16 protein-coding genes are annotated in these 21620 nt (G+C 60.7%); 10 read left to right on the top strand and 6 right to left on the bottom strand.

The window, feature by feature from the left end; translation table 11 throughout:
• Positions 1–145 precede the first annotated feature (145 nt).
• From QQJ96_RS17335 to QQJ96_RS17310, 6 genes are all read left to right on the top strand, one after another.
• Positions 146–1042 (top strand): LysR family transcriptional regulator, encoded by an 897-nt coding sequence (locus QQJ96_RS17335; protein WP_284333280.1) that lies wholly within the window; start codon positions 146–148, stop codon positions 1040–1042.
• Positions 1043–1274: 232 nt separating this feature from the next.
• Positions 1275–2162 carry a glycosyltransferase family 2 protein gene (locus QQJ96_RS17330; protein WP_284333279.1) on the top strand — a complete coding sequence of 296 codons (888 nt, stop codon included), beginning with the start codon at positions 1275–1277 and terminating at the stop codon, positions 2160–2162.
• 12 nt (positions 2163–2174) lie between these two features.
• Entirely contained in the window at positions 2175–3674 is a 1500-nt protein-coding gene (locus QQJ96_RS17325) for an asparagine synthase-related protein (RefSeq protein ID WP_284333278.1), read from the top strand.
• Between the two features lie 192 nt (positions 3675–3866).
• Positions 3867–4262, top strand: coding sequence for a hypothetical protein (locus QQJ96_RS17320; protein WP_284333277.1), 396 nt, complete (start codon positions 3867–3869; stop codon positions 4260–4262).
• Positions 4263–4481: 219 nt separating this feature from the next.
• Positions 4482–6317, top strand: coding sequence for a CHASE3 domain-containing protein (locus QQJ96_RS17315; RefSeq protein ID WP_284333276.1), 1836 nt, complete (start codon positions 4482–4484; stop codon positions 6315–6317).
• 362 nt (positions 6318–6679) lie between these two features.
• A complete protein-coding gene (locus QQJ96_RS17310) occupies positions 6680–8164 on the top strand; it encodes an asparagine synthase-related protein (RefSeq protein ID WP_284333275.1) in 1485 nt (494 codons plus the stop codon).
• Between the two features lie 20 nt (positions 8165–8184).
• Here QQJ96_RS17310 and QQJ96_RS17305 read toward each other — a convergent pair whose 3' ends face one another.
• On the bottom strand, positions 8185–9381 hold the full coding sequence (locus tag QQJ96_RS17305; protein WP_284333274.1) for an FAD-dependent oxidoreductase: 1197 nt from the start codon (positions 9379–9381) through the stop codon (positions 8185–8187).
• Between the two features lie 322 nt (positions 9382–9703).
• On the opposite strand from QQJ96_RS17305, the gene QQJ96_RS17300 reads away from it, so the two are divergent.
• Entirely contained in the window at positions 9704–11194 is a 1491-nt protein-coding gene (locus tag QQJ96_RS17300; RefSeq protein WP_284333273.1) for a multicopper oxidase family protein, read from the top strand.
• Between the two features lie 224 nt (positions 11195–11418).
• A complete protein-coding gene (locus QQJ96_RS17295) occupies positions 11419–13713 on the top strand; it encodes an FdhF/YdeP family oxidoreductase (protein WP_284333272.1) in 2295 nt (764 codons plus the stop codon).
• Between the two features lie 73 nt (positions 13714–13786).
• Here QQJ96_RS17295 and QQJ96_RS17290 read toward each other — a convergent pair whose 3' ends face one another.
• On the bottom strand, positions 13787–14374 hold the full coding sequence (locus QQJ96_RS17290; protein ID WP_284333271.1) for a hypothetical protein: 588 nt from the start codon (positions 14372–14374) through the stop codon (positions 13787–13789).
• A 130-nt stretch (positions 14375–14504) separates the two neighbouring features.
• On the opposite strand from QQJ96_RS17290, the gene QQJ96_RS17285 reads away from it, so the two are divergent.
• Positions 14505–14675 (top strand): hypothetical protein, encoded by a 171-nt coding sequence (locus QQJ96_RS17285; RefSeq protein WP_284333270.1) that lies wholly within the window; start codon positions 14505–14507, stop codon positions 14673–14675.
• Between the two features lie 76 nt (positions 14676–14751).
• Here QQJ96_RS17285 and QQJ96_RS17280 read toward each other — a convergent pair whose 3' ends face one another.
• On the bottom strand, positions 14752–15699 hold the full coding sequence (locus QQJ96_RS17280) for a LysR family transcriptional regulator (protein WP_284333269.1): 948 nt from the start codon (positions 15697–15699) through the stop codon (positions 14752–14754).
• A gap of 73 nt (positions 15700–15772) precedes the next feature.
• Between QQJ96_RS17280 and QQJ96_RS17275 the strand changes: the two genes are divergently transcribed.
• On the top strand, positions 15773–16981 hold the full coding sequence (locus QQJ96_RS17275) for a cystathionine beta-lyase (protein ID WP_284333268.1): 1209 nt from the start codon (positions 15773–15775) through the stop codon (positions 16979–16981).
• 63 nt (positions 16982–17044) lie between these two features.
• Here QQJ96_RS17275 and QQJ96_RS17270 read toward each other — a convergent pair whose 3' ends face one another.
• The 3 genes from QQJ96_RS17270 to QQJ96_RS17260 form a co-directional block, all read right to left on the bottom strand.
• Positions 17045–18814 (bottom strand): beta-1,3-glucanase family protein, encoded by a 1770-nt coding sequence (locus QQJ96_RS17270; RefSeq protein WP_284333267.1) that lies wholly within the window; start codon positions 18812–18814, stop codon positions 17045–17047.
• A gap of 279 nt (positions 18815–19093) precedes the next feature.
• Positions 19094–20389, bottom strand: a complete 1296-nt coding sequence (locus QQJ96_RS17265) for an MFS transporter (RefSeq protein ID WP_284333266.1) — start codon at positions 20387–20389, stop codon at positions 19094–19096.
• 69 nt (positions 20390–20458) lie between these two features.
• On the bottom strand, positions 20459–21472 hold the full coding sequence (locus QQJ96_RS17260) for a LacI family DNA-binding transcriptional regulator (protein ID WP_284333265.1): 1014 nt from the start codon (positions 21470–21472) through the stop codon (positions 20459–20461).
• Positions 21473–21620 lie beyond the last annotated feature (148 nt).

Genomic DNA, 21620 nt, shown 5'->3' with positions numbered 1-21620 from the left:
AGAGGTACCGGTCATCAACAGGAACGCGTTGCTGCATGGGTTGGCCGGATGCGCGCAAAATTAGACCCTTCCAGGTGAGCCCACTAGCCGGTAAATTTGGTAAGAACCCTTCCAGCAGTGAGAGGCTATGGACCGACTCGAAGCCATGAGAATCCTCCTCGCGGCGGTGGACTCCGGCAGCCTTTCCGCAGCCAGTCGCCAACTGCATATTCCATTGGCCACCGTTAGCCGCCGCGTATCGGAATTGGAGGAACACTTGCGTGTGCGCCTAGTGCTGCGAGGCACGCGCAAGCTCACCCTGACCGATGCGGGCCGCGACTACGTCGCTGCATGCCGGCGCATCCTGGAAGACCTCATGGAAGCCGAGCGCACGGCAACCGGCGAGTATCGAGCGCCCCAGGGGGAGCTAGTCGTCAGTGCGCCGCTGGTTGTCGGCCGCCATCATGTAGTCCCTGTCTTGGTCGAGTTTCTTCAGGCTTATCCGAAGGTGCGTGCACGCATCCAGTTGAGCGATCGCGTGAGCAACTTGCTCGAGGAACATGTGGATGTCGCCGTCCGCCTGGGCGAGCTTCCAGATAGCGATATCATCGCCACCCGCATCGCACTGATCAGTCGCGTGCATTGCGCAAGCCCCGCCTACCTGGCATCGCATGGCGTCCCCAAGGACCCGCACGATCTCACCTCACACGAATGCATTACCTATGAGGGTTACTCGGCCGCGGATAAGTGGGAGTTTCGCTTCGAACGAAGTACTCAAGTGATCCAAGTGGCATCGCGCCTCACCGTGAATTCGGCAGAAGCGGCGGTCATTGCCGCTATCGCGGATGCCGGCATTGCGCGCGTCCTCTCGGACCAAGTCGCCGATGCATTGAAATCCGGCGCATTGGTACGGCTGCTTCAAGCATTCGAACCCGCGCCCATGCCGGCCAGCCTGGTGTATCCGAGACAGCGCCACATCCCGTTGAAGTTGCGTGCATTCCTGGACTTTGCAACGCCACGGCTGCGGCAGCGCCTTGGCTATGAAAGTCCAAAAGCCGCTTAAGGATTATGGCCACCTTGGGTCCAGGTGGCGGGCTGGAGCATGCCCAGCAGGTTCACGCAGCCCATCCGATGGAGTACCCGCGCCTATACCCCAATTCGACAGAACCGCTACTAGGATCACACTACCGCCCGGTACCAGCTAATAGGGGATGCGCCACCCGCGATGCCATGCGTCGCCAGTGGTGGTTTATGACCTATGGCGCACATGCGTAACGCGGTGCGGGAGCGCCTTTATGTCCTATCGATTGATCCTGGGCAGCGCAGAAGGAACCGGCCGCCCCGCGGCGTCGATAATCCACCGAATCAGGAAACTCAACCAGCGAGCCCTGGCGCCGGTCAGCGTAGTGGTGCCCTGCTTTCAATGCGCGCACACCATCGCGCAAGCCGTTAGTTCGGTGGCCAGCCAGAAGTTTCGTCCGGCGGAGGTGCTGCTGGTCGACGATGGCAGCGGCGATGGCACGCTGGCACAGCTGAAAGCTATCGCGCTGCAGTATCCGCCGGGCTGGATCAAGGTGCTGGCCATGCCCGGAAACCGAGGCCCTGCAGCGGCCCGCAACTGGGGCTGGACCCATGCCACCCAGCCATGGGTGGCCTTTCTGGACGCCGACGACAGCTGGCATCCACACAAGCTGCGCTTGCAGATGGAAGCCGTGAACGACGACCCGCGGATTGCCCTGATCGCCCACGACATGAACGTGCAGGCACGCTATGCCCTCGCACCGGCCCTGTGCTATCCGATTGAATGCCGGATCTCCCGGCGAGGCTTCTCGTTGTTCCGCCGCTCGTTCCCAACGGCATCGATCATGCTGCGTCGAGACGTGCCGTTTCGCTTCGACGAGAACCGGCGTCGCGCCGAGGACTTCCTGTTATGGGCACAGATCCTGTTGTCCGGCCATCGCTGCGCGCGGCTCAACCAGGTGCTGGCCTCCTGGCACAAACCTCCCTTCGGAGCGGGCGGACTGAGCGGCGATCTAACGGCCATGTACCTGGCTGCCGTGGATGTGCGCAATACCTTGCATAAGCAGGGCCTGTTGAGCACGGGACAGCTGTACGCAGCTCATGTGATGGGCTTGGCGCGACACCTTCGCCGTTGCCTGCGCAAGTGGATCCGTCACGGTTGAGAGTTTCGAGCCATGAAAGACTCCCAGATAGACACGCTCTCCATTGAAGCAACGAGCTTCACTTTAAGCTCCGGGACCTGCGATCGGTCCAACGTCCAGATCGACACCTCCCCCTATCAGGGCGAGGTCGACTTTTCGCCGCTCGACAAGCTCCAAGGCGAAGAGGTCTTGGTGGATCCCGTCTCGCTCGCCGACCTGTTGCGAAATTCGTTCGTCTATCCCCCGCATTCCATCTATCGGAATGTGAAGCTGGCTGGGACGGGTTTCGATCCGGCGCAAGACATGCACATCGCTCCGCAGTACCACTACCGCTTTCAGTCGGCCTTGGCGCCGTCGCGCCCACCACCCGGGGCGCTCGACGTACACAAATTGCTTGAGACGTATCACTGCCTGCTGTGCAATTCGATCGCTCGCACCACGGCAAATATGCGTGCTCCATGGCTGCTGCAAAGCGGCGGCAAGGATTCCACCACCTTGGCCATCGCGCTGGCCGAAACGCGCCCCGACACCACCTGCTTCACCTATCTGGGCGGTAGCGAGGAAAATGAAATTGCCTCGGCACGGCTGGTCGCCAAAAGGCTAGGCTTGCGTCATGAGTCGCTGGAATGCAATCCGGAGCGCGCCTACGATCGCTACCTCGCGGTGCTCCCGCGCCTGCCCCTGCTGACCGCCGATTTTGCCGCACTGTCCTACGCCGACCTGGCGACGGAAGTTCACGCACGGGGCGGCGACGGCATCATCGACGGCCTCGGCGCGGACCAGTATTTTGGAACGCCTTTGCATCGCATGGACCATTTGCTGGCGCTGTTGGCGCAAGGCATCCGTTTACCGCAGGAACTGTTCACCTCCAGCCTGGTGAGCCGCAACTTCAAGCTTTGCTTTGTGCTGTCGACCCTGCAGATGGATCCTTTCGAGCGATATTTCCCTGGCTCGCGTTTCAGTGACGAGGAAGTGGACGCCTTGTTCGGTTGCGACATATCGGCCCGCTCGCGGCAGCGCATCGAGTCGTTTCGCTCCGACATCGGCGCGGCCCAATCGAAGGAAGCCATACGTCGTATTACGTGCACCATCCTGGAATCGAGCATGCTTGCCAAGGGAATGTATATGGCCAAGGCCGTATCGCTGCGGCTGGCCTACCCCTATTGCGACGAACAGTTGCGCGACTGGGTTTTCAACCACGTACCCGATGACAACTTGATAGGCCCCGGCGGAGTGAACAAGGTGTTGATGCGCAAGTACATCGCGCGGCACTTCAAGGAGCTGCCCTACGTGGTATCCAAGGGCAGTTTCCGTTTCGACCTGCGCGGACTCGCCAGCCGGCGTTTTGACCAGGTTCGCGCCTTTGCCGAACGAGCGCGCGACGTGATGCCGGGCGCGCCGGCCTGGCTGGATACAAATCGCAAATTCCTGGACAACAAATACTTCGCGTCCAAGTTCTATCTGCTCGCGGTCACCCTGCCCTGGTTGCTTGACCGCATACACGGCAGCAAGATCGCCACCCACGTCAAGTGAGCGCCCTTCATGACGGCAGAGTGCTGCGCATTGGAGGCGTCTACATATTGTGAATGTCAGTCGCACCCGGCAACACGAATCGCCCGCCGGCGACATGCCCATGACCTGTCGAAAATGCTTGCTTTCACTCAACTGTTTGACTTCGTAAGGTACAAGAAAGAGGCAGGCGTCCGAAGAAAGAGGGACCCGTCCATGACGATTGTTGAACGTCCAGACCCCATGGAGTTTCGGCAGTTTTTACTGGGTGGCGGATCGGTCCAGTTCGTCGTCGAGCCATCCGACGTGGACCCGGATGCTGCCACCCTTTCCATGCTTCCTTTCAGTGCTCTGCTCAGCGGGTTCCAGATTCCCCGCGACTTCACGAAATCGCCAAGCCAGGGAGCGTTCGCAGAAGCGCTGGACGCCGATACATGGCCCGACATCGAGCGCCTGATTGCGCGGCGCGGTGGCACCATCAGCTATCGGCTTCTGTTTCCCGGGCTATTCCAGGCCACGTGCCTGATCGCGCAAGGCAAGGTCCCGGACACGGGCGCGCTCAAACGAGGCGAAGGTGACGTCGGCCATTTGTCCGCCGCGCCCCATCGATAATTGTCGTGCAAGCGCTTACCAACGGCTTTCTCTCGGTTGGCCGCTGGGCACCCGTTGCCAATAAATCAGCTCGCACATACGAGCCTTGGCATTGCGCGATGGCTAGTCGCTGTAGCGCATCGAATTGCTGCACGTCGGAATGTATGCCTTCGCAGTGCAATGCGGCGAAGCACCCACGCATCGACCGGCGAAATTCGCGATTGAACTGGATGTTGCGGCATGCCAAGCCATCCTAAGAAAAAAACTGTGCACCCGGAAATCTGGGCCGGGCTCCTGCTCATGTTGGCGGCCTGCGCCTTGGCCACGATCGCCTCCGTCAACAGTCGTCATGCCAATGCACAGTTGAACCAGTCCATGCAAATCCGACAGGCCATTGGAGAATTGTTCGGCGAGATGCGCGATGCCGAAAACGGCCAACGCGGCTACTTGCTGGTTGGCGAGGCCGACTATTTGCAACCTTACCTTCGAGTTCGAAGGCAACTTCCTGATACCCAGGCGGAACTTCGCTCGCTGATTGCCAATGATCCGATCCAGCGCAAGCTCCTGGACAAGCTCGATGCGGTCGTAGCGAAAAAGATGGCTGTGCTTGCGCACACCATCGAGCTACGCGGAGCCAATGACCAGGCATCCGCGCTGGCCGCCGCAAAAGCAGGTTACGACCTTCATCTGATGGATCAAGTCCGCCAGCTCTTGATGCAATTGGATGCGTACGAAACAAAGCGGGAAGCAGCGAACTTGCAGCGCGCCCACCAATGGCAGCAGCAGCTTCTGGGGGTGATCATCGCCACCACCCTGCTGGCGCTCCTTCTCGCCATTTTGGTGATTCGCAGGGAGGTGCAACAACGTTACGAAATGCAATTCAAAAACGCGGTACTCAAAGAGCAGATGGAGCATCAGCAAGCCACCGAAGCCCAGCTCCGTCAAGCACAAAAGATGGAGGCCCTTGGACAGTTGACGGGAGGAATCGCCCACGACTTCAACAACATGCTTGCCATCATCGTGGGCAACCTGGAAATGGCACAGCGCCGGCTTCCCCTGGGAGCCGACACCGCAGACAAGTTCATCAACAATGCGCTGATAGGGGCCAGCAGGACCGCTGAGTTGACCAAACGGCTGCTCGCCTTTTCAAGGCGGCAGGCTCTGCATCCCACTTCCATTGACGTAAATGAATGTGTGCAAGAGATGTTCACCATCCTCAGCCGGACGCTGGGCGAGAACATCACCCTTCAACTCATGCTTGGCGAACGCGTGTGGCCTGCTTTTGTGGATCAGCCCCAGTTGGCCAGCGCCATTCTCAACCTCGCGGTAAACAGCCGTGACGCGATGGAGGGGCACGGACAACTCACCATCGAAACCGCCAACGCCTATCTCGATCAGAGCTACGTCAGGCAGAATGAAGGGGTAGCTTTGGGCGAATACGTGATGGTGTCGGTATCGGATACCGGCCACGGTATGAGCCAGGAGGTATTGCACAAGGTCTTCGAGCCCTACTTCACCACCAAGTCGGTGGGGAAAGGCACAGGTCTTGGGCTTGCTCAAATCCATGGTTTTCTGGCCCAGTCCAAGGGGCATACCAAGATTTACAGCGAGGTGGGGGTTGGCACCACCGTCAAGCTCTATTTGCCGCGCGCTGAAAAAGCCGAGCCCGCACCAGTCGCCGGCCGTAATAGTCTGGTTGCGGCGCTACCCAACACAGTGCTGGTCGTTGAAGATAGCGCCGAAGTCCGTGTCTTTGTGACTACGGCGGTGGAAGAACTTGGCTACCGCGCGCTCCAAGCCGAAAATGCCGAGGCTGCCGAGCGCGTGCTGGAGGCGCACCCGGAAGTTTCCATCCTGCTCACCGACGTAGTGATGCCAGGATCCAGCGGCGTGCAGCTGGCAGACGCGATGACAGGACGATTTCCGGAGCTTCGGGTATTGCTGATGAGCGGCTATGCGCCCGATATCGTCGAACGCGCCACACAAAGCCACAAGCACATTCATTTGTTGGCCAAACCCTTCACCATTCGGCAGCTTGCCGAAGCGCTGCACGCCACTCTGAACAAGCATCCTTAGCACGTGGGCTTGGATGGCAATCCCAGCATCGGGATGCGAGACAGAAAGCTGGGATTGTCATCCCAGCCTACACGCAGCCAGACGTATATGGTGCAGCCCCAACATGCCGGGTTAGCCATATTCATAGCTACCGTCACCCTACATTGCTCTCGCGTAGACATTGCTTTGGCTAAGCTCATTCACCTAACCGGCTGTGCGCGTGCTTGCCCGATACCAACCCGCAGGGACGCTCGTGATTTGCGCGCGGCAACCAAAAACGAGCAACGGCGCAACCCACTCATGTCCCACTTCATTCAACACTGCAGTGCTGGGTTCCTCGACCGCAGCCAAGAAAAACGAGGAAACGGTTGGGGGGTTGAGCCATGAGAGATTCCCAAATCGACGAGAGCGCCATGGGAGCCACGAACTTTGCCTTGAGCCCCGGCCCCCGCGGTCGTTTGAACGTCCAGATCGGCACTTCGCCTTATCTACGCGAAATCGACTTCTCGCCGCTCGATCGGCTCCAAGGTGGCGATTTCCGGCTCGATCCGGTTTCACTCGCCGACCTGATGCGAAATTCGTTTGTCTATCCGCCGCATTCCATCTATCGGAATGTGAAGCTGGCTGGGACCGGTTTCGACCCGGCGCAGGACATGCACGGCGATCCGCGGTATCACTACCGGTTCCAATCGGCTTTGGCGCCTTCTCGCCCTCCGCCCGGGACGGTCGACGAAAACGAGTTGCTTGAGTCCTATCACCGCCTGCTGTGCGATTCAATCACTCACGCTACGGCAAACATGCAGGCTCCATGGCTGTTTCAAAGCGGCGGCAAGGATTCCACCACCTTGGCCATCGCGCTGGCCGAGGCGCGCCCCGACACCATCTGCTTCACCTACCTGGGCGGCAGCGAGGAAGATGAAGTTCCGTCGGCGCGCCTGGTCGCAAAAAAACTTGGCTTGCGCCACGAGACGCTGGTGTGCGAACCGGAGCGCGCCTACGATCGTTACCTCGCGATGCTGCCGCGCATCCCCTTGCTTACCGCCGATTTTGCCCTACTGTCCTATGCCGATCTGGCGACGGAAGTTCATGCCCGGGGTGGCGACGGCATCATCGACGGCCTGGGCGCGGACGAATATTTCGGGGCTCCTTTGCACAACAGGGAGCGCTTGCTCCGGCTGCTGGCGCGCGGCCTGCGTTTACCGCAAAAGCTGTTCACGTCGAGCCTGGTGAGCCGTCACTTCAAGCTCTGCTTCTTTCTTTCGACTTTGCAGATGGATACTTTCGAGCGGTTCTTTCCCGGCTCGCGTTTTAGTGATGCGGAAGTGGATGCCTTGTTCGGCTGCACGATCGCGGACCGCTCACGGCAGCGCCTCAAGCCATTTCGCCCCGACATCGACGCGGCGAAATCCAAGGAAGCGGTACGCCGCATTGCGCTCACCATCGTGGAATCGGGGCAGCTCGCCAAATGCATGTACATCGCCAAGGCCATGTCGCTCAGGCTGGCCTTCCCCTATTGCGACGAACGATTGCGCGACCTGGTTTTCCATCACGTCGCCGATGATGAGCTGATCGGCCCGGGTGGCGTGAACAAGGTGCTGATGCGCAAGTACATCGCGCGGCATTTCAAGGAGCTGCCCTACGTGCAATCCAAGGGCAGTTTCCGTTTTGATCTGCGCGGGCTGGCCAGCCGGCGCTACGATCAGGTTCGCAACTTTGCCGAACAGGCGCGCGAGGTCATGCCGGGCGCGCCAGCCTGGCTGGACGCGCATCGCAAATTTCTAGGCAACAAGTTCTTTGCGTCCAAGTACTACCTGCTCGCCATCACCCTGCCCTGGCTGCTTGACCGCATGCATGGTCCAGACAACTGACGAGTAGATGATGAGCCCTCTCAGGTGCGGCGCATCGTCGCCATGATATCGGCGAGCTGTCGCACCGCGGCCTCGGAGGCGGCGCGATCGGGCGTAAGGTCGCTATTGTTGAAGTTGCCCGTATCCCCGATCACCTGCACCAGCAGGCCGTCGCGGCGCGGCACCATGCTGAGGTGGCTGGTATTGAGCGCGTAATTCACATCGGGCTGCGGGATCAGGCGCGCGGTCTGACCGCGTATGGGAATGATCGACTCGTCGCTGAACAGGGCCCTGGCACCGTAACCGGTAGCATTGATCAAGGTGCGTTCGGGTAGTGCCAGCAATTGGCGCGGGTGGGTGAACTCGCGCACGACGATTTTGCCGCCCGCCAGCAGGAAATCAGACATCAGCATGCGTGCGTAGCTGGTGATGTTGAACATCATGATGCTGAAACGCCGCACTGGCTGCTGGAAAGGCGTACTGCCCACCGGCAGGGTGACGGAGTTCGGCGCGAGATCGCTGATGCGATCACTCAAGTCGCCGTAGTCCGGCTCGTCGGAAACCGCCTCGCTTGGTTGAGCCGGCGCCGCATCGAGCAGGTGATAGCCGTCGATCCATTCGATCGGATCGCCGGGCAGGCCCAGCATGCTCTGGTACATGGCATAGGAGGTGCGCGCCATGGTTTCCCAGCGATCGCCGAAATCCGCGGCGTGTTGCGCGTCGCAAATGCGCGAGTGCGGTGTCCACAGGCCGCTGGCGCGCATCGAGAACACATCGGGCGGCAACGCTTTGGCATAGATGCGCACCGACATCCCGGCACGCTGGGCCAGCAGGGCCGAAGTCAGTCCCAGCGCACCGCAGCCGATGACGCCCAACTCGCGCACGCCAGTGGCCCGCGCCATGTCCACGGCCAGCGCGCTCGAACCCCACGACAACGACCAACCGCTGCCACCATGCCCGTAGTTATGCACGATGGCCTTGCGGCCCAGCTTTTCCAGTTCGATACGCGGTCCCGCTGCGCGGAAAGGACGGGTGCAAACGTAGACGCCGGTGATGCGGTCCACCTGCGCCCGGACCGGCACCAGCTCGGCGACGCTCGTATCCAGCTGCGCGACTGTCGGTGGAACCACTGGTTTCGCGTTTGGGACGACGGCTTGCCGGGCGCAACCAGCGAGCGTGGCGGTTGAGCCAATGGCGAGCGTGCTCCCTGCATAACGCAGAAATTGACGTCGTTGCACGGATACTCCCCCCTGTGATGTGGAAACAGCCCTACGCGGCAAAGGCTTGCATCAAATTCGCATCGTGTCGAAGCAGCCCACTACCTTGCACTGGTCTTATAGCGGTTCGATGGCAAAAAACGGCCAAATGGCTGTCGAGACAGCCCAAACGCAGGGCAATGTGCGCGGCAAGGCATTACATCGATTTGTTGGCAGCACAGCATTTCCGGGCCAACGGGTAGCTATGATGACGCACATCGTTGGATGATCGAACGAGTCGCGAGCAAGCTCTACAAGAACGCCCACCTATCATTCCTATCCCACCAGCCGCCAAGGACGCCTCATGCCGATCGATCGTCGTGATTTCCTGAAGCTTGGCGGTTTGGCCGCCTTGGCGGGAGGATTGCCTGTCTTGGGGCGCGCCAACTCCCTGGCCGCAACGTCAATGGCGCCAGCCGCTGTACCGCAAGGCAAAGCCGACTACACACTGCGCATCGCGCGTAGCCTGGTGGAACTGGCCCCTGATCACATCGTGTCCACCACCACCTACAACGGCCAATTTCCTGGTCCGCTGATCCGCCTTAAGGAAGGACAGCGGGTCGTGGTCGATGTCTACAACGACACAGCCGTTCCCGAGCAATTGCACTGGCACGGACAGGCCGTTCCGATGGCTATCGATGGCGCGGCCGAGGAAGGCTCGCCCTACATTGCGCCACACGGCATGCGCCGCCTGTCGTTCGTGCCCGGTCCGTCGGGATTCCGTTTCTATCACACGCATGTTGTCGCCGGCAGCGATCTGACCCTGGGGCAGTACAGCGGCCAGGTGGGCCCGGTGTATATCGAGCCGCGCCATGAACCGGGCAGCTATGACCAGGAAGTCTTTCTGGTACTGAAGGAGTTCGATCCCTACTTCAGCAAGGGCGGCGACATGGCGATGGATTTCCTGCGCCCGAGCGAGCGCGAGCCTTCGCTGGAAGAGCGCGGCGAGTCGGCCATGAAAGCGTCGCTGGCGAGCGGCAAGGCCAAGGGCTACGAAGTGGGCTATCAGGCCTTCGCCATCAATGGCCGCATGCTTGGGTCCGGCGAACCGATTCGGGTCAAGCCCGGCGAGCGGCTGCTGTTGCATGTGCTCAACGGCAGCGCGACCGAGATCCGCAGCCTTGCGCTACCCGGGCATACGTTCAAGGTGGTAGCGCTCGATGGCAACCCGGTGCCCCACCCTGCCGAGGTACCGGTACTGTGGATCGGCACCGCCGAGCGTATCAGTGCCATGGTCGAAATGAACCATCCCGGCACATGGATCCTGGGCGATCTCGATGATGACGACCGCGGCCATGGCATGGGCATCGTGGTGGAGTACGCCGGCCATCGCGGCAAACCGCAATGGATCAAACCGTCGCCCTACGCCTGGGATTACCGGCGCTTCGCGCTGTCCAATGCCAAATCGGCCGAGCCGGACGAAATCATCGAGATGACGTTCGCCAAGCAGAACGCCGCCATCAACGGCTTCAACCGATGGACCATTAACGACGTGGCCTTCGACATGCAAGCCATGAAGCCTATATTTCATCTGAAGTACGGCAAGCGCTATCGGCTGCGTATGCACAACGCCAGTGACGATATCCATCCCATGCATTTGCATCGGCACAGTTTCGAGATCACCCGCATCGCCGGCCAACCCATCGGCGGCTTGATCAAGGACGTAGCGATGCTCGGCGGCTACCAGAGCATGGATATCGACTTCACCGCTGATCAGCGCGGGCTATCGCTGTTTCACTGCCATATGCAGCTGCATATGGATTTCGGATTCATGACCTTGTTCGACTGTGCGTAGCTAAGTCTTATTCGTTTTCAAGGCAGGCTATCCCTGGAAGCTGGGCACGGCATTTCTCCAACGCTACGGCCGAATTTCACGACCCATTAGCTGAGCATGGAGCTAAGCTGGCTGCGACCGTTTTCGAATGACGACAACACTGCCTTCGGTACAAATGCACGCTTGCGAGCTAACATCGCATGCAGCCTTGTACCGCTGGGCTTGAGCACTTTAAAGGTAGCGTCATGGCCGATAAATCGATTCCAGGCATTCGCCCTTACGAAAGTCCCGCCGGTGGGTGGGGTGCATTACGCGCAACGGCGCGGGCCGTGCGCGAGCAAATGGAAGCCGGCGAAGCGACAGCAACCCTGCTTCGCACCAACAAACCGGAGGGATTCGACTGCCCAGGTTGTGCGTGGCCGGACAAAAAGCACACCTCGACTTTCCAGTTCTGCGAAAACGGCGCCAAGGCCGTTACCTGGGAAGCCACCACCAAGCGTGTGCCACCGACATTCTTCGCTAAGAATACCGTCACTTCCCTGCTTGCCTGGAGCGACTATCAATTGGAGGACCAGGGGCGACTGACGCATCCCATGGTTTACAACGCCCAGAAGGATATCTACGAGGCGATCGGCTGGGACGAAGCCTTTGCGCGCATTGGCGAGATCCTGCGCGGCATGGCGAATCCGGATGGGGTCGAGTTCTATACCTCGGGACGAGCGTCCAACGAGGCAGCCTTTCTCTATCAGATCTTTGCGCGGGAATTGGGCAGCAATAATTTCCCGGATTGCTCGAACATGTGCCACGAAGCGACCAGCGTAGGCTTGCCGCAATCGATAGGCATCGGCAAGGGTACGGTGTCGCTGGACGATTTCGACCACTGCGAACTGATCATCGCCATGGGCCACAATCCAGGCACCAACCATCCGCGCATGATGGGCACGCTGCACGAAGTAGCCCGACGCGGCGCACCCATCATCGTATTCAATCCGCTGCGCGAGCGTGCGTTGGAACGGTTTGCCGATCCGCAGGACCCGCTTGAGATGGCCACGCTTGGTTCGACGCCGATTGCGTCGACCTATCTTCAAGTCAAGGTCGGTGGCGATGCGGCCGCGCTCAAGGGCATCATGAAAGCGCTGCTCGAGATGGATGCTGCCGCCGGACCGAATTCCACCATCCTCGACCACGCTTTCATACGCGCCCACACCAACGGTTTCGAAGCCCTTGCCGCCGATCTGCACGCGACAACTTGGTCGGCGATCGTGGCCATATCCGGTTTGAGCGAAGCGGAATTGCGCGCCGTTGCCGATGCTTACGCCAAGTCGAATGCCACCATCGTCACCTACGGCATGGGCATGACCCAGCACAGCATGGGGACCCAGAACGTACAGCAGATCGCGAATCTGTTGCTGTTGCGCGGAAATTTCGGCAAGCCGGGCGCGGGTATTTGTCCATTGCGCGGGCATTCGAATGTGCAAGGCGATCGCACCGTCGGTATTACGGAAAAGCCCACCGCGGCGATGCTGGACCGGATCGAAAAGACCTTCGGTTTCCGACCGCCGGCTACACACGGTCACGATGCCGTCGCGGCGATGCAGGCGATTGTCGACGGCCGTTCGAAAGCCTTGCTATGCCTGGGTGGGAATCTTGCCGTGGCCTTGCCCGATCCGGAGGCGTGCCTTCCCGCGATGCGGCGACTGGAACTTTCGGTACACGTCGCCACCAAGCTCAACCGTTCGCATCTGCTCACCGGCAAGCACTCCTTCTTGTTGCCTTGCCTGGGGCGCACCGAGCGAGACATGCAGGCGAGCGGTCCGCAGGCGGTGACGGTGGAAGATTCCATGTCGATGGTGCATGCGTCGCGCGGCAAGCTGACGCCGGCGTCCGAAGCGCTGCGATCGGAGCCGGCCATTGTCGCCGGCCTGGCTGCCGCCACGTTGCCGAATAGCCGCGTGCCGTGGATGGAGCTGATCGCCGACTACGATCGGATTCGCGACGCGATCGAATCGGTCTTTCCCGATTTTCAGAACTACAACGAACGCATCCGTCATCCAGGAGGATTCAGGCTGCCGCTGCCGCCCACGGAGCGCATTTGGAACACGCCGTCAGGCAAAGCTGAGTTCCTGCCCTTCCACGGCCTGGAAGAAGATCCTACCCGCACCGATCCGACGATCCTGAAGCTCACCACTCTACGCAGCCATGACCAGTACAACACCACCATCTACGGGCTCGATGACCGCTATCGCGGCGTTTTCGGCCGTCGTGACGTCGTATTCATGAACGAGGCCGACCTCGCCGCACTGGGTATCCAGGAAGGCGACGAAATTCGGGTGGAAACCGCCTTCGGCCAGGGCCAGGAACGCTGCCTGAGCAAGGTCATCGCCGTTGCCTACAAGATCGCCCGAGGTGCGGTGGCCACCTACTACCCGGAAGGCAATTGCCTGGTGCCGCTCGACTACATCGACAAAGCGAGCGGCACACCGTCTTACAAATCGATACCGGTACGCGTGTCACGCGCGGACAGGCAGGCACATTCTTGATTTAGAACGCGCGGGGACGTCCACATGTCGTCGCGTCGTTAACCAGGCCCTTCATGGGCACTAACGGCAGCGCCTACTTCGACAAATGGAGAACATCAATCGAGGGAGTTGACTCTTTGCGCCGAAAATCTTGCGTCAAGTGCGTCACCACGGGATAGGCGCGCCACAACTCCGGATAGGTGGACGCTACGCCGGGGAGCGTGCTCGCCGAAAGGTCCTTTATGAAGAAGTTGTAGCTAGGTTCGGGAATGCCGCTGCCGTTGGCCCTTTTTAGATGGTAACTGTCCAGTAACAGCAACACGTCACCGACGTAGTTGATCTTTCCCGCTTCGACCGTGAAAGGCATGCGATAAGACGTTGAACCGGACAGGTCGCCTATATGGACACTGGTCCAGCTGTAGTCTCCCGCGGGAAGCTGCATCACGATGAGATTATTACGTGCGGGCAACGCAATAATTTTCGAAGTGGATACACCATGCATTTTGTCGAAGTTGATCGTGACAGGCGGGTACGCCACACCGCCGAGCGATCTGACCCGGAGATTGGCGACCATTACGCCGGTCCCGGGAGGTAACTGTTTGGAGTCACTCATATTCTTGTCGGTAGCGCAACCACCAAGCAGCACGACCAACGGCAACAGCCATAGCCAACGCAATGACATATTTTTTCCCCTGAATATTCCGTCCCGCCCCTTGGCCTTGTCCTTGGCCCGCTGCGCATCAGCTGATAGCGAAGCTTCATGACCGCCGTCGACTAGTCTTGCGATGTTGTGCGCAAGCTGTCAAGGAGATATGACACACCGCGAGGCGCTCACAGTTGTGACGGCCCTGCTCAAGGATCGCTACGTGCTGAGTATCGGTGTCCGCGACAAGGACGGCCCGATCTCCGGTTTGTCCGGCCCTCAAGCGCAGGCGATCTACGATCCATTCCTGAAACAAATGCATCTGGATGCGCTGCCATGAGCCAAGGATTGAACGGCGTATAGAGCAGATGGGGGCATCCTGGACCGGTCCCGTTTTGCTTGGTGTTGCTACCGAACTACTCCAGTTCAGCGTCCAGTTCTTCGCTCAAGGCCAGTCTCATCTGCTCGCGCAGCCACCGGTGCCCGGGCATGCTCTGGTGGCGCGCGTGACAGAACATCTTGAGCGTATAGCGAGGTGTCTCGAAGGGAGCGGCATGCAGCCGTAGATGGGCGACCTTGCTGAACTGGAGTGCCGCTCGTCGAGGCAAGGTAATGAGGAGGTCCGTACGCATAACGAGGAAAGGGGCTGCCATCAAGCTCGGCAACTGCACGGCAACATCCCGTTGTATCCCCTGCCGGGCCAACACTGCATCGATCACACTGCCGGAGTCACTCCACGGCAGCACAGCGACATGCCTTTCAGCCAGGTATTGTTCGAGCGAAAGTGAGCCCGCAACCCGCGGATGGTCGTGGCGGGCGGCAACTATGTAGTCGTCGGTGTAACAGTCGAGGACTTCAACACCCTCATGCGCGGCAACGCGATCATGGGATACACCCAGTGCGAAGTGGATTCTCCCTTCTTTCATCTCACCCAGCGAATCCTGATGGGTGGCATAGATCACCTTGACGCGAAGATGGGGAGCAAGTCCTTCGATCCTGGCGATCAGTGCGGGCAGTAGAGCATAGGCGGTGTAGTCAGTCGCCGCGAACACAAAGGTCTGGGTACTGCTTGCCGGTAAGAACGGTGCCGAACTACCCAGTCGATCCGAAAGGATACGAAGAGCGTCGCCTATGCCATCGGCCATCAGCTGGGCTTGTGCCGTGGGCTGCATCGTGCTGCCGGAGCGGACAAACAACTCATCCGATAAAGCATCCCGCATGCGGGAAAGCGCGTGGCTGCACGCGGATGGGCTCATCGACAACTCATCAGCGGCGGCGGCCACGCTGCGGTGCCGGAACAAGGCATCGAAAACCAGCAGGAGATTGAGATCGAGGCGACGCAGGCTGACGTGCATATCTTTCATGGGTCACTGAATAAAATGCAGCACGTGCATTCTACCAATTGTTTAGCATGGCCGTACCTACCTGGAGAAAGCCGTGCACTGGCGTTCAAAACTGCTGCATCCCTCATCCCACGCCCCCGGTGGTTTCCGCTCACTGGTGACGCCCATCTATCGTGGCTCGACGGTGCTGTTCGAGAAGACGGCCGACATCGCCGATGAATGGCGGCAGGAGGCTCACGGCTACACCTATGGGCTCTATGGCAGTCCGACGGTGCTCGAACTCGGAGCGCGGATTGCCGAGCTTGACGGCGCGCATTACTGCTTCGTCGTCCCGGGCGGCCAGGCAGCCATCGCGGTCGTCTATCTCGCCTTCTGCACGGCAGGCAGTCATGGTCTGGTGCCCTACAGCGCCTATGGGCCGAGCAAGGAATTGGCCCATGGACTGCTGAAGGGATTGGGGATCGAAATCGAGACTTACGATCCGGCGATCGGATCGGGAATCGCTGCTTTGATTCGACCCAACACCGCGCTGATCTGGACGGAAAGTCCGGGGTCAGTGACGATGGAGGTCCAAGATGTACCCGCCATCGTCGCTGCGGCCAAAGCACGTGGTGTACCGGTGGCGCTCGACAATACCTACGCCGCTGGCGTGTTGTTTGACGCCTTTCATCATGGCGTGGATGTAAGCGTGCAGGCGCTCACCAAATATGTGGGTGGCCATAGTGATCTTCTCCTTGGCGCTGTATCGGTGGCCAACGCCGCACTCTACGAAAAGCTTGGCTCGATTTGGAGCCAGCTTGGCATGGCGGTGTCGCCGGACGACGCCAGCCTTGCCCTGCGCGGGTTGCAAACCATGGGCATCCGCCTTGAGCGGCTGGAATCGAGCACGCTGAAGGTCGCGAAGTGGTTGCAAGACCGCGCCGAGGTCGAGACAGTCCTGCACCCAGCATTGCCGGATAGCCCCGGCCACGAAATTTGGAAGCGTGACTTCAAAGGCTCCGCTAGCGTCTTCTCGTTCGTACTCGAATCGAAGGTCTCGCGTGAGAAGGTTTCGGCGTTCGTGGACAGCCTTACGCTATTCCGCAAGGGCTTCAGCTGGGGCGGCACCGCTTCGCTGGCCATGGTCTATCCGGATCTGCGCCGGCCGAATCGAGGCTATGAGGGGCGCTTGGTACGCCTGAATATCGGACTGGAAGAACCCGACGACCTGATTGATGATCTACGGCAAGCTTTTGACCGCCTCAGGGCCGGTGATCAGGCAGAACAGAAGCTATTTTCTGCCGCTCCAGTGGGTTCGTTCTGATGAGCAGGGCGCGCTGATACCGTTGCGGGAAGGCCCCGTCGCGCGAGGCCTTCCCATGCTCCCTTACCAGCCCACCGTGATGGTGGCTACCGTGGGATTGGTACCGATCAGCGAGGAGCTGAAACCGCGCACGTCGTCATACGGAAAACCGTAGGTGAGCCCATTGATACTGTGCGCATGCCAGAACGCGGAGTATGAGTTGGTCGGTGCACTGTTGTAGAAGTCCCCCGACGTGTCCCACTCGGCCGCGTTTTCCGCTATGTGGCGATTCAACGCGGCATCCACCTGCGCCTGAATCTGCAATTGCTTGGCCGTCGCAACGCCTGCCGCGGCGTTGCTGGCGTCGTTGAACACGCCGTTGCCCAGCAGCACTTCCTGCGTAGTCGGCACATTGTTGATGTAGTACGTCCCTTGCCCATCCGTGAACACGAACTGGTTGCCGACGACGTTGCCGGTGAAGGTGCCCTGGGCATCGGTGAACACCAAGGACTGGCTGCGATACTGGTTCCAGATGGACTGGATGTAGCTGTCCAGATAAGTGGCCTGGGCGCCGCCAGCGCCAAAACTGCCGTGCGCCGGTGCCACGATTCGATACGGCGCCTGGATCTGGGCCAGCGACTGGAAGGGCTGCGGCACCTGCGCCACGAACTCCTGGAACAGCGCCGCGCGAGATTCGGTTTCGCCCACGGTGTGGTCGTAGCCGCTGGGATCCTGCAGCTCCAGGCGAACCGGCATGCCGAACTGGTCGACCCGCGTGGTATTGCCGTAAAAGTTGCTGGCGTTGATGTTCACTTCCACGAAGTCGAAGGTCACATCAAGGTTGGGATCGCTGGGATTGTCGATGTTCGGGCCGGTGTAGCCGTACACCGGATTGCCTACCGCCTGGATGTACATCGGGCTGCCCACACTCAAGTAGATGCGCGCCGAAAGGATCTGCGGCACGGTGAACGATTTGCACTGCGAGAACGGGATCGAGTAGTCGGCGTAGCTTTGGCCGCTCTTGCTCTGCGCGCCGTTGTCACCTGGCGCCATGGGAATGAGGTCGCCGGCGCAATCGACGTGCACGAACGTGCCGGGGTGGGCGGGATCCTGGCCGACCATGGTCCAGTACACCTGGTTGTCGGCATAGGTGCCGTTGGTGCCGTTGACCAGGTTGAAGGTGGTGCCTGCGGCGGGAAACACCGGGCCCGATGGCGTGGGTGTCGGCGTAGGAGTGGGCGTCGGCGCCGCATAGGTCAACGTTTGGCTGGGCGTATTCACTGCCGATCCGTCGCTCTGGCCGATCGTGAACCAGTAATTGACTTGTTCGCCATTGCTGAGGCCGGAAACCTGGTAGGTGTTGTCGGTGCCGCTATTGCTCATGCGAACGTTGAGCTGGCTGCCACCGGCGAGGGTGTAATGGAGGTCGGCCCAGGCGCCGCCGTCGGCATAGAACTGCACCACCCCGCCGGCCTCGTCGGTGGCACCGTAACTCTCCGCCGGTGTTGGCGTGGGTGTCGGTGCCGGGGCAGGAGTTGGTGTGGGAGCCGGCGAGCTTCCGCAACTGCCCTGCGACGTCCACGGCTGGCCGCTGCCGGCGCCACCGTTGTTGGTGGCCGGGTCATTGCCCTGCGTCCACCAGTTGGCCACGTAATTGATGCCGTTCTCGCTGGCGACCTGGCCCTGCGTGTAGACGGCCGAAGCACTCCAGGCCGCAGCACAGCTTGTTTGCGCAGACGCCGTCTGTACCGGCGCGACCGTCAACACGGTCGTGGAAAGCGCCGCGCAGACCGAGGTGCCCAGCGAACTCAAAGCCAGCTTGGACCAAACCGTTGAAGCCTTGCTCTTTTGCATGGACTGTCTCCTTTGCTCTAGGTGAAATCACTGCCAAACGATGGGAATGGGCGCTCACGGCACGCTTGAACGCAGCCGTGTGGGGACAGTCGCCGCCGGTAGTTTCTGGTTGTTGTGGCGCGCCGGAGTCAAAAGTACAAGCGCTGTCAAAATGAAAATACAAGCGCTGTCATTTTTCCGTGACGGCGGTCATGTAGGCTGGGATGAAATCCCAGCATCGGGAACTCGCAAGCAAAGCTGGGATTTCATCCCAGCCTACGTCGAGTCAGGGAAGCAGCTTTAGCGCACGCCCCGCACCGGCAGGATGGTCCAGGCGCTCAGCACGACCAGGATGGCCGCCACGACAAACAGCACCGCATAACTCCCACCGCTCGCCAACAGGATGCCCGGAGCTACGGCCGGCATCAGCGACTGCGGCATAACGTTGGCGATGTTGAAGATGCCGAGGTTACCGGCTGCCTGAGTTTCACGCTCCGGCAATACGTCGGTCACCAGCGCAAGATCGGCGGCAAGGTACACGCCCTGCCCGGCGCCGGTGACCGCCATACCCACGAGAAACCATGCATACGAAGTGGCGAAGGCGATCATCAGCAAGGCCAGGGCATATACCAGCGCCGCACCGAACACGAACACCTTGCGCCGTCCGACGGCATCGGACAAGCCACCGCCCAATGCACTGAAGAGCGCCACCGCGCAGGACTGCACCAGGGTGGACAGGAAAATCCGACGCGGCACTTCGGCCGGCGCGCAGCCCAGCTGGTGGATCAGGTAGAACCCCTGATAAGTCATCAGCACCGCCACACCGGCAAAAAGCAGGAAACGGCTGCTCCAAGCCCAGGCGAAGTCGGGGAAACGCAGCGGATGGATCCAGTAGCTGCCGAGGAATTCGCGCCATCCATAGCGTGCTCGCTGCGCCACCGCCAATCGGTGATCGGGCAGTATCCAGGCCAGGATGAATGCGCTGGCCAAGGCCATAGCGGCCGGCACCAGGAACACAGCGAGCGTGGAATACGCGAGGGCCTGCACCAGGTAAGTCCCACTGATCATGCCCACCGGCAAGCTGATGCCCACGATGCCCGACACCGTGCCACGCTGCGACGCAGGAACCTGGTCGGCGAAGATCGCCGCCAGCGCGGCCAGTTCTGCGTTGTAGGCCAGTTGCGTAATGCACCAGCCCAGCAGGAGTTGCGAAACCGAAGCGGCCGTCGCAATGACCGCCAGCCCCACTACCCCGCCCAAGGCGCCAGCGATCAACCAAGGCCGCCGCATGCCCAAACGCGAGATGGTGCGATCCGAAAGGCGGCCGAAGAACGGGTTACCGAACAAGGCCATCAGCGCGCCCACGCCTACCACCAGCGACAGGCTCCCGGCCGCATGCGCCGGAGCAAGCTCGCGCACGCGCATCGTCAAACCCGTCAGGATCGGCGGAAGCAGCGCCATCCACAGGCCCGTATAGGCCATGCCATACACCAGGATGAGTGGCCAGCCGACCTGGCGCACGTTCATGGCGGCCGCGGCGGTCGCCCCCGCTTGCGGGAATCCGTGCATCGCCGTTTCGGCTGTGTCGTCGGTCACTGCCTTCGCATCTCCGTGAAGCCGTGGGTCAGACTCATGGCGAGCCTAACCGACGGCGCGGAGCAAATCCTACGGCTTTGCGGGTTTGGCCGTGGATGCGCGCAGTTGCATCTGATAGGGCACGCGCGCCTTCAAGCTCATGGCCGGGTCACGGATCGACTGCAACACGCTTTCGACGGCCAGGCAACTGATCTCGCGGCAGGGCTGGCGCACCGTTGTCAGACCGGGCGAGATCAACTGCGACACCGGCGTGTCGTCAAAGCCGCATACCGACAGGTCGTCAGGGATGGCCAGCCCGCGTTCGTAGGCTTCGCGCACCACGCCGCAAGCCATGTCGTCGTTCGCCGCGAAGATCGCCGTGGGCGGACGCCGCCGACTGAGCAGCGCTTTGGCGCCGGCCGCGCCCGATGCGAAAGTGAAATCCCCCTCCACCACCAACGATTCGTCGTACTCGATGCCAGCCTTGCGCAATGCATCGCGATAGCCGTTGAGCCGCCAGACTTGCGCACCGTGTCCTTTCAGCCCGCTGACGTGGGCGATCCGCCGGTGCCCGAGCGAAAGCAGGTGCTCGATGATATCTGCCGCCGCCCTGCGCTCATCGAAGCCTATGTCGATACGCGACTGACGCAACTTCGAGGAAATCGTCGAATAGCGTATGTCCAATTCATCTAGGCGTTGCAGCAGCTTGGCGTTGTTCGCATGGGGCGGCACCAGCACCAGTGCGTCCGGGCGGTGCGTCGCCACGAAGCCGTCGATCCGCGCGGCCAGGTCGTCCGCCGCATGGAAGGGGTGCAGCACGGCGTTGTAAGGCGTGCCGTTGCATGCCTGCAGCATGCCCACGATCAATTCCATGATGTAGCTGGAACTGGCCGTCGGGTTGTCGTAGAGCAGCGCGATCAGATAGGAGCGGTTTCCCGCGAGGCCGCGAGCCGCGGGGTTGGGCACGTAATTGAGCGCGCGGATCGAGGCCTCGATCCGCGTGCGCAGCGTGGCGCGCACGCTCGGATGGCCATTGAGGACACGGGACACCGTCTTGGTGGATACGCCGGCGTGCGCAGCAACGTCTTCGATTCTCGCAGGCATGTAGCCCCAACCCGTGGGTGATTCGCGGTGACCCATGCTACCCCATGCGCAAGGCGCGCAACCACCCGGATTTCATCCTTAGGCATCAAAAATACCAGCGCTGGTATTTTCTATTGACAGCGCTGGTACATTTGACTAGCGTGCGTCG

Source organism: Dyella flagellata, assembly GCF_030160275.1.
Classification (GTDB): domain Bacteria; phylum Pseudomonadota; class Gammaproteobacteria; order Xanthomonadales; family Rhodanobacteraceae; genus Dyella_B; species Dyella_B flagellata.
The sequence above is the reverse complement of the archived record's forward strand: the minus strand, read 5'-3'. Positions and strand labels throughout refer to the sequence as shown.

What these genes read in the sequence shown, in the direction of transcription:
- QQJ96_RS17310 (WP_284333275.1), top strand. Translation starts at nt 6,680, where the DNA reads ATGAGAGATTCCCAAATCGACGAGAGCGCCATGGGAGCCACGAACTTT.
- QQJ96_RS17325 (WP_284333278.1), top strand. Translation starts at nt 2,175, where the DNA reads ATGAAAGACTCCCAGATAGACACGCTCTCCATTGAAGCAACGAGCTTC.
- QQJ96_RS17330 (WP_284333279.1), top strand. Translation starts at nt 1,275, where the DNA reads ATGTCCTATCGATTGATCCTGGGCAGCGCAGAAGGAACCGGCCGCCCC.
- QQJ96_RS17335 (WP_284333280.1), top strand. Translation starts at nt 146, where the DNA reads ATGAGAATCCTCCTCGCGGCGGTGGACTCCGGCAGCCTTTCCGCAGCC.
- QQJ96_RS17300 (WP_284333273.1), top strand. Translation starts at nt 9,704, where the DNA reads ATGCCGATCGATCGTCGTGATTTCCTGAAGCTTGGCGGTTTGGCCGCC.
- QQJ96_RS17280 (WP_284333269.1), bottom strand. Translation starts at nt 15,699, where the DNA reads ATGAAAGATATGCACGTCAGCCTGCGTCGCCTCGATCTCAATCTCCTG.
- QQJ96_RS17315 (WP_284333276.1), top strand. Translation starts at nt 4,482, where the DNA reads ATGCCAAGCCATCCTAAGAAAAAAACTGTGCACCCGGAAATCTGGGCC.
- QQJ96_RS17320 (WP_284333277.1), top strand. Translation starts at nt 3,867, where the DNA reads ATGACGATTGTTGAACGTCCAGACCCCATGGAGTTTCGGCAGTTTTTA.
- QQJ96_RS17285 (WP_284333270.1), top strand. Translation starts at nt 14,505, where the DNA reads ATGACACACCGCGAGGCGCTCACAGTTGTGACGGCCCTGCTCAAGGAT.
- QQJ96_RS17295 (WP_284333272.1), top strand. Translation starts at nt 11,419, where the DNA reads ATGGCCGATAAATCGATTCCAGGCATTCGCCCTTACGAAAGTCCCGCC.
- QQJ96_RS17270 (WP_284333267.1), bottom strand. Translation starts at nt 18,814, where the DNA reads ATGCAAAAGAGCAAGGCTTCAACGGTTTGGTCCAAGCTGGCTTTGAGT.
- QQJ96_RS17260 (WP_284333265.1), bottom strand. Translation starts at nt 21,472, where the DNA reads ATGCCTGCGAGAATCGAAGACGTTGCTGCGCACGCCGGCGTATCCACC.
- QQJ96_RS17290 (WP_284333271.1), bottom strand. Translation starts at nt 14,374, where the DNA reads ATGTCATTGCGTTGGCTATGGCTGTTGCCGTTGGTCGTGCTGCTTGGT.